The sequence below is a fragment of the Pseudoalteromonas sp. NJ631 genome (assembly GCF_000276645.1).
GTDB lineage: Bacteria > Pseudomonadota > Gammaproteobacteria > Enterobacterales > Alteromonadaceae > Pseudoalteromonas > Pseudoalteromonas piscicida.
Genome location: NZ_AKXJ01000002.1, coordinates 474,598 through 488,511, shown reverse-complemented (window position 1 = coordinate 488,511; position 13,914 = coordinate 474,598). Strand labels below are relative to the sequence as shown.

The window sequence follows — 13,914 nt, the reverse complement described above, 5'->3', positions numbered from 1 at the left end:
CTCAAAACTTTGATTTATGTGTTTTTATTTGTCAGTTTATTGACACGTAGAAGGTTTTATTTGTCTTCCTTTGTCACCATGTAAATCCCCTCTACTCACTCCGAGCAAAAAACTGAAATAAAAATGTTTATTGGTCAATGCCTTGGCACGATAAAACGGGAAATAACAATGAAAAAATCAACACCTGCCATGCCTTTATTGGTTGCACTCGCGCTCTCCGGTGTCGCACACGCCAGCGCTATTTCACAAACCAAAGGGCACTTTGAAGATAAGTTTCGCCAATTAGACGAGACTTTACCGACCCCAAATATCTACCGCAGCGCAGCCGGTGAGCCCGGAGAGCGTTATTGGCAACAAAAGGTGGATTATGATATTGATGTCAACTTGGACGAGAAAGCCAAAAGATTAACCGCTACGCAGACCATACATTACAAAAATAACTCTCCTCACACCCTCAAATATTTATGGCTACAATTAGACCAAAATATCTTCAAAAACGATTCAATCGCTGAACGCACTGCAACTTTTGGGAACGAATTACAGAGTAATCCGGTTACAAAACATGCAAAAATTTCACTAAATCAACTCAGACGCCAGCAGTTTATGGATGACACTGAGCTCGGTTTTGTCATCAATAATGTCAAGGATGGTCGCGGTAAACCGCTCAAGGTCACGATTGTTGATACCATGATGCGTGTTGACCTAAACGAACCGCTCAAATCAGGTAAAGATCTGCAATTTAGCATGGACTTCGCCTTTAATATTGTTGAAGAAGATGCGGTTGGCGCACGTTCGGGTTATGAGCACTTTGAAAAAGATGGTAATGACATCTTTTTGCTCGCGCAATGGTTCCCTCGTCTAACGGCGTATACAGATTATGAAGCTTGGACCAACAAGGCGTTTCTTGGCAGTGGTGAGTTCACGCTTGAATTTGGTGACTACGATGTTGAAATCACGGTGCCGGCCGATCATATCGTTTCTGCAACCGGTGAGTTAGATAACCCAAAGCAAGTTCTGAGCAAAACCCAGCGTGACAGACTAGCGCAAGCAAAAACAGCAAAACGTCCGGTATTTGTCGTTACTGAAGAAGAAGCACTAGAAAACGAAAAAGCCGGTACAGATGACACCAAAACGTGGCGCTTCAAGGCCAAAAATGTGCGCGATTTTGCTTGGGCTTCATCACGTAAATTTATGTGGGATGCTAAAGGCTATCAGCAAGGTGGTGACGAACAGCCTCTCGTGATGGCCATGTCATTTTTCCCCAAAGAGGGGGGTGACTTGTGGAAAAAGTACTCCACCGAAGCCGTTATTCATACCATGGAAGTCTATTCACGCTTCTCGTTTGATTACCCCTATCCAACCGCGCAGTCGGTAAATGGTCCTGTCGGTGGGATGGAATATCCGATGATCACTTTCAATGGTCCTCGTACGAAATTGCAAGATGATGGCTCTCGCACCTATTCACTGGCCGAGAAACGTTTTTTAATCGGCGTTGTCATTCACGAAGTAGGGCACATCTACTTCCCTATGATAGTCAACTCAGACGAGCGCCAGTGGACATGGATGGATGAGGGCCTCAATAGCTTTTTAGATGGCGTTGCTGGCCGCGAATGGGATCCCACCATTCCTTGGGGCGTTGAGCCAAGAGATGTTGCTGCCTACATGAAATCTGAAGATCAGTCTCCAATCATGACGCAATCAGACAGCGTATTGCACTTAGGTCCAAATGCCTACACTAAGCCAGCTGCGGCTCTTAACATTCTGCGCGAGGTGATTTTAGGCCGTGAGCTATTCGATTTTGCATTTAAAGAATATGCCCTACGCTGGAAATATAAGCGCCCAACGCCTGCCGACTTTTTTAGAACAATGGAGGAAGCCTCTGGAGTCGATTTAGATTGGTTCTGGCGTGGCTGGTTTTACAGCACAGATCATGTCGATATCTCACTAGATAAAATCTATCAATTGCGGTTAGACACCAAAAACCCAGACATCGACTTTGGCCGTCTACGTGAGTTTGAAAAGAACAAACCAATGTCGTTATTCGTCAAGCGTAATCAAGAACAAGGGCGCGCACTTTGGATTGATAAAAACCAAGACATAACAGACTTTTATGATAGTAATGACCAGTTTACGGTAACCAATGAAGAACGAAATGAGTATCGTGAGTTTTTATCTGAGCTTAAGCCTTGGGAAAAACGTACCCTTGAGCGCGCGGTAAAAGAAGACAAAAACTATTACGTGCTTAAGTTTAGCAATGTCGGCGGACTCGTGATGCCAATCTTACTTGAGCTCACTTACCAAGATGGTAGCAAAGAAGAACGCGTTATCCCTGCCGAGATTTGGCGGCGCAATGCCCGTAACGTCAGCAAGCTAATTATTACAGATAAAGATAAGCCGCTTGCATCCGTGACTGTTGATCCGCGATGGGAAACTGCTGACGTTGATATCGAGAATAACCATTACCCAAGGCGCATTATAGAATCCCGCCTAGAACTCTATAAAAAGAAAGAGCGTGAAGGTAAAGTGTATCGCGATATCATGCAAGACGTGAAAACCGAGCTAAAACCACTTGAAGAGAAAAAGGATAACTAATGAAAACCTGGCGTTTAGCCTGTTTACTGGTGCTGATTTCGCCGTTTTGTCAGGCGCACCAATTGAAAGCAGCGATCACCACCGTGTTATTTAACGAACGCAGTGGCAATATCGAGATCATGCACAGATTTTATCTCCATGATACTGAGCATGCGATAGAGAGCCTACTGAGTCACAATGCCGACATATTTAACAATGCTGCAGATAGAGCAAGCTTTGCGGATTATGTCAGTAAGCACGTTGAAATAAAAACAGGCGCAGGGAAAGTGCTGCCTTTAAATTTGGTTGGTGCGGAAATTGATGGCCAATTCTTTTGGGTATATCAAGAAACCCCGCTGTTCTCACCAATAACTGAGCTTAAAATGCGTCATAATGCACTCAGAGATGTGTGGTCAGAACAAGTCAATTTAGTAAACTTTGAAGGCAAAGGAAAAGTCAGGTCGTTGCACTTTGATGGCAATGATGATTGGCTAAGCGTTACGTTTTAGGTTATCCAAATCGCTAAAGTAAAAAGGCACTTCGGTGTCTTTTTTACTTTATCAACTCGCGTTCTGCGCTACAGTTAAAGCATACATTGTGAACGCGCGACGAGGAAAAGGCACTTCGGTGCCTTTTTTACTTTATCAACTCACATTCTGCGCTACAGTTAAAGCATACATTGTTAATGCGCGATGAGGAAAAGGCACTTCGGTGCCTTTTTTACTTTATCAACTCGCGTTCTGCGCTAAAGTTAAAGCATACATTGTGAACGCGCGATGAGGAAAAGGCACTTCGGTGCCTTTTTTACTTTATCAACTCGCGTTCTGCGCTAAAGTTAAAGCATACATTGTTAATGCGCGATGAGGAAAAGGAATGATGGCCTCACTAAAGCTGGTTTTGACCTTCATATTACTGACATCATATAGCGTCTGTGCGAGCGATCTAGTGCGCTATAACATCTCTAAAGAACTTGCCGATCCCAAGCAAGACTACTATATCGCGTTATTAAGACTGGCTCTAAATAAGAGCCGCGATAAATACGGTGCTTACCAACTCAGTGAAAACTCTTTCGATCACACCCCCCAAGGACGCACCTTAGAAATTTTGGAACAAGGGAAGCTTTTAGATGTTCACTGGAGCATGACGTCACTCAGAAGGGAAAAAAGTTTAGCGACGGTATATGTGCCACTACTAAAAGGAATGATGGGCGCGCGTTTATTTCTTATCCACAAAGATAGCGAAGAAAGACTCTCTCTACTTCACTCTCCCGCCCAATTAATGAGTTTAACACTTGGTAGTGGTATCGATTGGCCTGATACCTCAATCTACGAAAAAAATGGCTTTGTTGTGGTTACTAGCATGGCATCCCTTTTACCTAAAATGCTAGAAGAAAAGCGCTTTGAGCTCTTTCCTCGTGCGCTTCACGAACCATGGACCGAGTTACAAAGTATGAATAGTGCAGTAGTAGAGTCCAAGTTCGCGTTTTGTTATCCCGCCGCCATGTATTTTTTCGTCAATAAAAACAATCATCGACTCAAGGAGCGCCTTACCTATGGCCTCAACAAAGCAATAGAAGATGGCTCGTTTGATAAACTGTTTTTCAATCACCCAATTACTCGTGAAGCCATTACAAAAGCTAAATTTGAAGAGAGAAAAGCATTAAAACTGCAAAACCCAAACTTGAGTGGCCACACAAGGGATACCCTGTTTAACCCCAAATATACTTGGCAACCTATCCACCAGTGCATATCACCCAACTAAACCTAACTCAGCGTAACAAACTATTGAAACTTGAATTATTAGGGCCTGTTTACCTTTGCTGTTTGATTTTTGTTCCCCTGAGTGGGTTTTGGTCGCGGCGCTCGACTTGCCGCCTAGTAATCTAAGCAAAAGTTGAGCAACAATGAACAAAGCGCACTCAGGTGAACCCGAAGGGCAGCGCTTGATTGGCATTTCTTCTGTGTTGCCCCACAAGGGTGTGGGGTAAGGTGACTTTGCAGGAGCACAAAGTCTTTATCGCCTGACTCACATAGAATAACTATGCTACGCAGGCTCTGCCTTGAATAAATACCAATCAAACTGCGGCAAAAACAAACTTGAAAGATCAACAGGCCCTAGTTTTGGTTAATTAATCTGGGACTGGGGTACAGCAGTAAGGGATCGACATTAGTTCAATCATGCTTTTGTAGATTTCTCTGCCTAATCAGTAATTCATCTTATACAATGGTATCGCACACCAGTGCTGGTACTTAGAACTTTCAGCTAAAATACATTCACCATCAATAAATAACAAAAGCAAATAAGGCCATTACCTTGATCAATATTCCACCCAATATCCCACGCTCGAACAGCCCTATTGGTCGAAAGCTTGGAAACTTGATGCTTAAGATGATGGGATGGAAGATAGCTGGCACCTTCCCTAGTGAAGACAAATTCGTAGCAGCTGTCGCGCCGCATACATCAAACTGGGATTTCTTTATTGGCATTGCTGTCAAGCTTGCACTTGATGTTGAAATTCGTTTTTTAGGCAAGCACACCATTTTTATCCCACCATTTGGCTGGCTGTTACGCAAATGGGGCGGTATTCCGGTTAGGCGAGATGCACCTCATGGTATGGTCACGCAGGTTCGCGATATCTTCAATGCCAACGACAAATTAATTTTGGGCCTAGCCCCAGAAGGGACTCGTAAATACACCTCAGAATGGAAAAAAGGTTTTATCTACATCGCACAATCCGCCAAAGTCCCCATTGTGCCTATGGCAATAGATTACCGTAGTAAAACTTTTGTTGTTATGCCGGCGATTAACAATACTACAGAGTTCACTCCAGATCAGTTACTTCACCAAGTCAAACAACAGTTTTCAAAACAAATGGCAAAATACCCTGAACACGCATCAGGATTATGAATAAAAGCGTCAACTAAAGCAGAAAACTTTAAATATATAAATCAAATAGATGGAAAGTAACAGATAAATAATACCACTAATTGAAAAAATAAAGTCAATTTAATCAATCACTTTCAAAAACACACTTTAGTTACATTAGTTTGACAAACATACTGCATAACACATTTAAGCACATCACATTGTAAAGATTTGTTAATGAGATTTATACATATATATCATGAAGATATTTAATTTTAATGAATCAAAATGAAAACATTTGGTAAATTTAAAGTTGATCACAACCCCTCAAAATGAATAGTATTTCACCACTTATTAACGTATTCGTGGTGGATTATGCGATTGCTCATTGTTGCATTACTTGTTGGTTTTATTGGAATTGCTTTTTGGAAAATGATGCCTGAAGCTCAGCCTTCACATGCAAATGTAATTCAAGTTTCGAACAACCCAGAAGATGAGTCTAAGGCGACCCTAGAGCTTGATACGCTTGAACAAGGTTCTAAGCAAGTCACCATCACAGCAGCGCCAATACAAAAAAGCAGTGACTTTTATGCGGTGAATAAGGTATCGAATAAAGCAAAAGCCGTGCTGTCAGCCGCAAAGGTGTTACCACAAGACTTAAACAATGAAGCTTATATTGAATTTGACTTACCTACACTCAGAAAATTAGAAGGCGGCGATAACTTTGAATTGCTTATTCCGCAAACACAAGAGTCATTTGTAGCAGAAGTGACCGGCATATCCTTAGCAGAAAACGGCGATAAAAGCGTCTTTGGTAAGGTCACTGGTGCTGATGGTCGTTTCCATACCACCGTTTTGACGGTAGGAAAAGACGCCGTATATGGTCAACTCACCGCGCCAAGCGGCAACTATGTATTCGAATCAAAAGACCAATTTGGCTGGATCGCAGCCAAGCGAGACTTATATCGCTCTCACAAAGAAGAAGAATTGCATCCGCATGATAGTCATGACGAAACAGAACGTAACTCAGTGTCTGTGAAGGAAGATATTTTTCAACCCAAAAGTAACGTTAACTAAAAGAAAGGAAAAACAATGAAGACAACAGTAAAGGCAGCATCGCTGGCAACAGCACTCGCTCTATCTGCAAGCGCATCAGCAGTCACCGTTGATATCGGCATTCTTTATACTGATCAGTCAGCGGCTGCTACATCAAACATTAACACTAAAATCAATCAGTTGATTGCGTTTACAAACCAAGTTTACAGCCAAAATGGTATCGATCTGCAACTACGTCTTGCAGGCACGCAAAATTTAGGTAACTACAACATCACACCAACGAGTGCTTGGTTAGATTCTGTGACTAACAGCAGCTATGTAGCTAACCTACGTAATACTTGGCGTGCAGATATGGTTGCAGTACTTGGTACAGGTGAGCGCAATGGTAACTACATCACATGTGGTCTAGCTTGGGTAGGTCAAGGTAGCAATGGCAACCTATATTCAAGCATGAGCAACCGTATGTTCAGCATTACAGGTATCGATTGTGGTGCAACAACATTTGTTCATGAGCTTGGTCACAACCAAGGTCTAGCGCATTCACGCAAACAAGGTGACACCAGCGGTGGTGTATACGTTGACGGTATGGGCCACGGCGTACAAGACAACTTCGCCAGTATCATGGCTTATCCACATGTATTTGGTAATGCAACACAGTACGACTACTTCGCTAACCCGAACTGGTCTCTTGGCGGTGTGCCTTACGGTGTAGTTGGTCAATCATATGCTTGGAAAACGGTAGATGCGACTAAAACGAGCATCGCAAACTTCAAGTAATCGCTTGACGTTCAAGTTTCAAACTAAAACACACCCAAACCCGCGCTCTTAGCGGGTTTTTTTGCGCGATGTATGCTTACTTTGCCAACCATTGATTGATTTCTTTATACATAAAGTCGCGGATTAGAGGTTGTGCTTCTTTGTTCGGGTGTAAGTTATCGTTTTGCATTAACTCCGGTTTGTCCGCCACTTCTAACATAAAGTAGGGCATTAGATAGCTACCGGTTTGCTCTGTCACTTGTTGGTAGCTCTCAGTAAACATACTGGTATAACGCGGACCTAAGTTAGGAGGTATTTGGATTTCCATTACGGCAACGTTGGCGCCAGCTTGTTGACTAGATTGCACCAGTTGTGTGAGATTTGCCTTTAACCTTTTAACAGGGAAGCCACGTAAGCCATCATTACCGCCCAATTCGATTAATACATGAGTAGGCGAAATCGTTTTCAATTGCTGATTTATTTTTGCCACAGCATTACCTGTTGTTTGACCGCTAACGCTAACATTGATAATTTCGATCGGATTTTGTTCTGTTTCGTATTTATTTTGTAACAATTTAACCCAACCATCATCTTGTTTCAGGCCATAAGCGGCGCTTAAGCTATCACCAACTATCATGAGTTTTTGCTTGGCATTTGCGCTTAACGGCGCCATTACAACAACAAGTATGAACAACAACTTTAGGAAATAGTACTTCATGTCAGTGCTTTCTCAGTTAAATATGATCCAAGTAAAAGGCCTTACTAAACAGGTCTCTACCGTCGAAGGTAATCTCACTATCCTTAGTGATATCGATTTCACTGTCAAGTCAGGTGAGTCCGTGGCTATCGTTGGTGCTTCAGGCTCTGGTAAGTCAACCTTACTTAGTTTGCTTGCCGGATTAGATATCGCATCCAAAGGAGAAGTTCATTTAGATGGCGAATCATTGCAAAAAATGGATGAAGAAGCTCGAGCTCAGTTGCGAGCAGAAAAAGTCGGCTTCGTATTTCAGTCATTTATGTTAGTACAAAGCTTAACGGCGCTTGAAAATGTGATGCTTCCTGCTGAATTAGCTGGGGACAAAGGTGCAAAAAATCAAGCGACAGAGTTATTAGAAAAAGTTGGTTTGTCTCATCGACTAACTCACTATCCCTCACAACTTTCGGGTGGTGAGCAGCAGCGAGTGGCTATAGCCAGAGCCTTTGTTGGCAAACCCAAAATTTTATTCGCCGATGAACCATCAGCCAATTTAGACAGTAAGAACGGCCATCTTATCGAGCGTTTGCTGTTTGACCTAAACAAGGAAAATGGCACCACTTTGGTGCTTGTTACCCATGATGAGCAACTCGCTCAACAGTGTGATCGCATCATTCATATTGAAGCTGGAAAACTAGAAGTAATAAAACAAGGAGCGGCTGTCAATGTGGTTTAAGTTAGCACTTACTTTATTCTCTAGGGAATTTAGACGAGGCGAGCTCACCATCATCCTAGCTGCAATTGCGCTTGCAGTATTGACTGTGTTTAGCTTGTCTTCCATTACCGAGCGGATCCGTTTGAATCTAGAACAAAAATCCGCAGATTTTATCGCTGCTGACAGGCGGCTTTCGAGCAACCATGATTTCGACGACCGAGTACTGACCACGGCACGAGAGTTTGGCTTAAATACCGCCAAGCAAGTGTATTTTGACTCGATGTTATTTGCCAACGATGAGTTAATACTTGGCGCGCTAAAGGCTGTGACAGAAACCTATCCACTTAGAGGTAAACTTACTTTAAGAGATAGCCTTAATGGCGAGAATTACCAAGTTCAAGCCGCCCCAAAAAAGGGCAATGTATGGCTCAGCGAAGGCTTGTTTTATTCCCTTAGTCTTAACATTGGCGACGTGGTAGAAATAGGGGCAGGGCAGTTTACCGTGAGTAAGGTGCTTATTAGCGAGCCTGATGCCCCTTTCTTCTCGCTGGCGGGGAACAAACGCGTCCTTATTAATTATGATGATATTGCGGTGACGAAAGCCATTCAACCCGGAAGCCGAGTATTTTATCGCCTACTATTTTCGGGCACAGAGCAGCAGCTGGGAGAGTACTACACTTGGCTCAAGCCGCAACTCAAGAGCAACCAATCTTGGCAGGGAATAAAAGACAGGCAATCACCTTTAGGTGAAAACTTAGCTCGTTCGGAGAGCTTTTTACTCCTTGCTGGATTGTTCGGTATCATGCTCGCTGCCGTAGCGATGGCAGTTTCTGCAAAGCGCTATTGTGAGCGCCAATATGATCCTGTCGCCATGATGAAAACTCTCGGTGGTAGTCGCAAAACCATCCGCCGTATTTATCTTTTACACCTTTCTTTAGTGACCTTTTTTTCCGTTGTAGTCGGTCTTGCTATCGGTTACGGGCTGCAAAGTATTGGGGCCGCTTACCTGATTAACTTTATGGATACAGCCCTGCCTGAAGCAGGCTTCAGGCCTTGGCTGTTGAGTATTGCTGTGGGTGTAGTGTGTGCAATGATGTTTTCATTGAAACCACTATTAGATTTATTTGATATCCCGCCGCTGCGCGTCCTAAGACGTAACCTCGGAGACACCATCGCGATTAGCCGAATTCATATGGCGCTCTCGGTATTAACTATTTTTGGATTAATGTGGCTATTTAGTCGCGATATTAAGATCACCGCGATTTTATTCGGCGCAACCTTGCTACTCATGGCCGTGCTATACGTGATCTCAAGACTGTTATTTTCAGCGGGCAGAAAACTGGGGTTGAGCCCTGGCTCAAGTTGGTCTCTTGCCATTGCCACACTGCAAAAACGTGCTAATGCAAATGCGGTACAGCTTATTAGCTTTGCTCTGGCTATCAAATTAATGTTGTTTTTAGTGGTACTGAAAAATGACATGATCTCAGATTGGCAGATGCAAGTTCCAGAAGACGCACCTAATGCGTTTTTTATCAATATCATGGAACAAGAAATTCAGCCAATGCAAAGCAAACTCGATGAAAGTGGCATCAAACATGAACATTTTTACCCCGTCTTTTTGGGCCGTGTCAATGCGCTAAATGGCGAAGAGTTTGCGCGCCGGGTCTCACTACAAGAAGGTGAAGAAAAAGACGAAGATGCACGAGAAGGGGTAGGGCGAGAGCTCAACCTTACCTGGCTAGATGAATTGCCAGCGGGCAATGAAGTAGTCGATGGCGAATGGTTTGAAGACTCTGATGCGCTTCAAGTTTCCGTCGCTCAAGGGCTCGCCGAACGGGTAGGGATAAAAGTGGGGGACACGCTTAGCTTTCTAATCAATAGTCAAACAATTGAAGCCAAAGTAACGAGTTTACGTAGTGTCAATTGGGGCTCGCTGAAACCTAACTTTGTGATGATATTTAACGATAAAATCGCCGGCCAATTCCCAGTGACTTACTTTACTGCCGCCAAGCTTGAAATAGCAGACACTAAGGTTATTACCCAGTTTTTGAAAGCGTATCCGACAATTAGCATGATCGACATTCAAAGCCAGCTCAAACAGGCGCAATCGATGATTTCTCAAGTCTCACTGGCGATTAGCTTTGTACTTAGTATCGTGCTTATCAGCGGTTCTTTGGTGCTCATTTCTCAGGTTCAGGCAAGCCTTGCCGAACGTATGCAAGAAATCGTTATCTTGCGCACTCTCGGTGCCAAAGGTCGTTTGATAAAACTCGCCACGCTTTATGAGTTTTTATTACTTGGCGGATTAGCAGGGCTGGTAGCTGCCGTGGTCAGTGACATTGCACTTTTTGTGATCCAAGTCCAAACATTCGATGTGGATGGCCGCTTGCACCCCTATATTTGGCTATTAGGGCCTGCAACTGGCGCAACGTTCGTCGCTGTAATTGGCTACTTTATGGTGGCGAATACCATGAAACAAAACACACAAGGACTACTACGCAAACTCGCATAAAACTTCGAAAAGCCTAAAAAGTGGCTCACCGTTACCATCAGTGAGCCACTCATCTCGCAAAAGCAAAACTCCATCGTCTTGATCTTTACAAACTTCAATTACGTACCTACCTTTAAGTAGGGCTACGCAGTACATATGCGAAACCAAAGGATATTAAAAATGGATAGGATACCGGTTAAAGGCATCATTTTTGACCTAGATGGCACACTAGTGACATCTGAACTCGATTTCTCACTTATTCGGGCACAAATTGGCTGTCCGGTAGGGCAAGACTTACTCAGTTTTATCAGTGGATTGCCTTCACCTTATATGCGTGAAGAGGCCATGAACATCGTCCACCAACATGAATTATGTGACGCACAGCACTGTGAAGTTATTCCTGGGGTTAAGGAGTCTATTGCGCACCTTTCGAGAATGGGTGTCCCGCTTGCCGTTGTGACCAGAAACTTTGCAAAAGCGGCGCGACTGAAGCTTAAAACAGCGGGATTGCCAATCCCATTGATTTTAACGAGGGACGACGCGCCAGCCAAACCAGACCCAGCCGCACTGCTGCAAGTTGCTCAGACCTGGCAAGTGCCACCTTATCAATGCGTTTATGTTGGCGATTACCTCTACGATATAGAGGCGGCACATAACGCCAATATGCCATCATGCTTGTTTGCCCCCAATGACAAACCTCACTACGCAGAGCAAGCAGATGTCGTCATTAGTCACTTTGCTGAGTTAGTTGATGCGCTGTACACGCTAGACATGAGAAGACACCGCTACTTAGCCTAGCGCAATAACATTGAAGCTATCAGTTATGTGTTATTTGGTAGTTTGCCTTTTTTCCCTCAGTCGACTCAAAGGACCCTTTGTCACCCACCGCAATCGCGTCAACATCGCTCTGTACCACCGTAAAATTACTATGTGCTTTACCGTGCTTAAAACGACCGTCGTGCATCAATACAACTTTGCCTTGTTGCCCAGAAAAGCACCCGATTACTGCTTCAAAGCCATTAAATTCAACATCTCCTTCTTCGGTATAGTGAAGCTGATAATAAACTTCGCTACTGCCTTCAATTTCGCCGTCATAACTGAGGCTCACCACGGCTTTGGAGAGTTTAGCACCATCATCAAATTGTTTTTCTGTGGTTTCTTGCCAATTGATAATTTCGTACACACCTGTTAGTTGCATCGCATTTCCCTTAATTTTATAGTAGAGGAGTTTGACCTTGCTCTGCAGTTTCATGCAGCTTGTTTTAAATCTAGCACGCAATTTAAAATTGGTATTGTAAAAACGCGACAACAAACAATGAGCTCTATCCATAACAAGGCAGCGATGAAATCTAACCTTAGCCCAATCAACGGTGTACTCCACCAGCAACAAAGCGCTCCAAACTACCAGCTTAGACGGTATTTCCCATGTACAGAGTTAAAAGGTCTTGTCGAGCAGTTTTGGTTTGTCGACTGGAGTTTGCCGGATAATAAAACCCATACACAACGAAACTTACCAGATCCCAACTTTCATTTACTACTAAGTACCGATGAAATAAAAATTATTGGTCCTGTAAGCAAAGTATACGATTACACAATGCATGGAAAAGGGCAGATCTTAGGGGTTAAATTTAGGGTAGGTGCCCTAGTAGCGCAATTTGATATCACCCCTTTGACATGTGTCGATAAAACCTTTTCTTTGGAGCATCTTTGCGATGTGCCATCGAGTTCGCTTATTTCTTCATTAACGGCGGCAAGTGATGATGCAGAGCGGGTAAAAGTGCTATCACAATTTTTAATGCCGTTTACACTCCCCTTAAGCACAGGTGCAGCTATGGCTGAAGGTATTCTCAACACTTTGCAAGATCACAGCGATATTTTTACGGTTGAGCAACTGGCCGAACAGTGCAACATGCCAATACGAAAAATACAAAGGCTCTGCCAACACTACATCGGTTTTAGTCCCAAATGGCTAATTCGAAAGTATCGTCTACACCAAGCGCTTGCACTGCTTGAATCTGATGCGACTACAATGGCAGACATTGTGGCTCAGTTGGATTATACCGATCAGTCACATCTTATTAGAGATTTTAAAGAAATAATAGGCACCACTCCCAATCGTTATCTCAAACGCCCCTAACAGGTACTTCGCCTCTATGTGTTGTAATGCCCCTTTACAACGCCACAACGCAATGACACTTAAGCCTCAATCGCTTTACAAATTAGTGCAATTGCACCGCTTGTCATCGAGACATTAAACGCTTCTCTATCTGGGTTACACTCCATAGCAAGTGCAAAACCATGTAAATAATCAACCAGTAAGCAAATCGCATCTTGTTGTGCCTGTTCTTGTAATTCAAGCGTTTGAGTCACTTCTTCAAATCGAGTTTGAAATACCTGAGCTGGACCTACTGAGTCCATTGACAGCAGCACAGTTAACAACCCTGGATAGTCGTCGAGTAGCTGTAAATAACTTGCACTGAGCTGTTGTAGTTCTGTTTGCCACTTTTCATCGCAGCTAGGTTCATATATTTCATCGACTAAAGAGCAGGTCAAAGCTTCGAGCAAAGCCTGTTTGTTTTTAAAGTAGTGATAAATTGCCATCGCATCGACATTTAGGCTGCTCGCCAACGCTCGAATACTAGGTACTTTTCTACTTTCCTTCATCTGCAATTTTGCTGCTTGTATGATCCGCTCCTGACTTAGTGCTTCACCTTCCGCTAACGGTCGGCCACGCTTCTTATCCTTGACACTCATTGTTTACTCTCG

Annotated in this window: 13 protein-coding genes; 10 read left to right on the top strand and 3 right to left on the bottom strand. The window is 43.5% G+C overall.

The window, feature by feature from the left end; genetic code table 11:
* Positions 1-168 precede the first annotated feature (168 nt).
* The 6 genes from A587_RS0106615 (at position 169) to A587_RS0106585 (ending at position 7,269) form a co-directional block, all read left to right on the top strand.
* A complete protein-coding gene (locus A587_RS0106615; protein ID WP_017216934.1) occupies positions 169-2,592 on the top strand; it encodes a M1 family metallopeptidase in 2,424 nt (807 codons plus the stop codon).
* On the top strand, positions 2,592-3,080 hold the full coding sequence (locus A587_RS0106610; RefSeq protein WP_017216933.1) for a DUF6702 family protein: 489 nt from the start codon (positions 2,592-2,594) through the stop codon (positions 3,078-3,080). Before A587_RS0106615 ends, A587_RS0106610 begins: the two co-directional genes overlap by 1 nt.
* Before the next feature lie 364 nt (positions 3,081-3,444).
* Positions 3,445-4,332, top strand: coding sequence for a hypothetical protein (locus A587_RS0106605; protein ID WP_017216932.1), 888 nt, complete (start codon positions 3,445-3,447; stop codon positions 4,330-4,332).
* 552 nt (positions 4,333-4,884) lie between these two features.
* Positions 4,885-5,478 (top strand): 1-acyl-sn-glycerol-3-phosphate acyltransferase, encoded by a 594-nt coding sequence (locus tag A587_RS0106595; protein WP_026000896.1) that lies wholly within the window; start codon positions 4,885-4,887, stop codon positions 5,476-5,478.
* Between the two features lie 333 nt (positions 5,479-5,811).
* Positions 5,812-6,513, top strand: coding sequence for a hypothetical protein (locus A587_RS0106590; RefSeq protein ID WP_017216930.1), 702 nt, complete (start codon positions 5,812-5,814; stop codon positions 6,511-6,513).
* Between the two features lie 15 nt (positions 6,514-6,528).
* Positions 6,529-7,269 (top strand): reprolysin-like metallopeptidase, encoded by a 741-nt coding sequence (locus A587_RS0106585; protein WP_010605588.1) that lies wholly within the window; start codon positions 6,529-6,531, stop codon positions 7,267-7,269.
* A gap of 76 nt (positions 7,270-7,345) precedes the next feature.
* On the opposite strand, the gene A587_RS0106580 is transcribed toward A587_RS0106585, so the two are convergent.
* Positions 7,346-7,966 (bottom strand): arylesterase, encoded by a 621-nt coding sequence (locus A587_RS0106580; protein ID WP_017216929.1) that lies wholly within the window; start codon positions 7,964-7,966, stop codon positions 7,346-7,348.
* On the opposite strand from A587_RS0106580, the gene A587_RS0106575 reads away from it, so the two are divergent.
* The 3 genes from A587_RS0106575 to A587_RS0106560 all read left to right on the top strand — a co-directional run bounded on the left by A587_RS0106575 (position 7,965) and on the right by A587_RS0106560 (position 11,946).
* A complete protein-coding gene (locus A587_RS0106575) occupies positions 7,965-8,678 on the top strand; it encodes an ABC transporter ATP-binding protein (protein WP_010376092.1) in 714 nt (237 codons plus the stop codon). The genes A587_RS0106580 and A587_RS0106575 overlap by 2 nt on opposite strands.
* Positions 8,668-11,169 carry an ABC transporter permease gene (locus A587_RS0106570; RefSeq protein ID WP_017216928.1) on the top strand — a complete coding sequence of 834 codons (2,502 nt, stop codon included), beginning with the start codon at positions 8,668-8,670 and terminating at the stop codon, positions 11,167-11,169. The genes A587_RS0106575 and A587_RS0106570 overlap by 11 nt, the downstream gene beginning before the upstream one ends.
* A gap of 159 nt (positions 11,170-11,328) precedes the next feature.
* A complete protein-coding gene (locus A587_RS0106560; protein WP_010376096.1) occupies positions 11,329-11,946 on the top strand; it encodes an HAD family hydrolase in 618 nt (205 codons plus the stop codon).
* 19 nt (positions 11,947-11,965) lie between these two features.
* On the opposite strand, the gene A587_RS0106555 is transcribed toward A587_RS0106560, so the two are convergent.
* A complete protein-coding gene (locus A587_RS0106555; RefSeq protein WP_010376098.1) occupies positions 11,966-12,346 on the bottom strand; it encodes a DUF3224 domain-containing protein in 381 nt (126 codons plus the stop codon).
* 144 nt (positions 12,347-12,490) lie between these two features.
* On the opposite strand from A587_RS0106555, the gene A587_RS0106550 reads away from it, so the two are divergent.
* On the top strand, positions 12,491-13,285 hold the full coding sequence (locus A587_RS0106550; RefSeq protein WP_017216926.1) for a helix-turn-helix domain-containing protein: 795 nt from the start codon (positions 12,491-12,493) through the stop codon (positions 13,283-13,285).
* Between the two features lie 59 nt (positions 13,286-13,344).
* On the opposite strand, the gene A587_RS0106545 is transcribed toward A587_RS0106550, so the two are convergent.
* A complete protein-coding gene (locus A587_RS0106545) occupies positions 13,345-13,902 on the bottom strand; it encodes a TetR/AcrR family transcriptional regulator (protein WP_017216925.1) in 558 nt (185 codons plus the stop codon).
* Between the last annotated feature and the right edge of the window lie 12 nt (positions 13,903-13,914).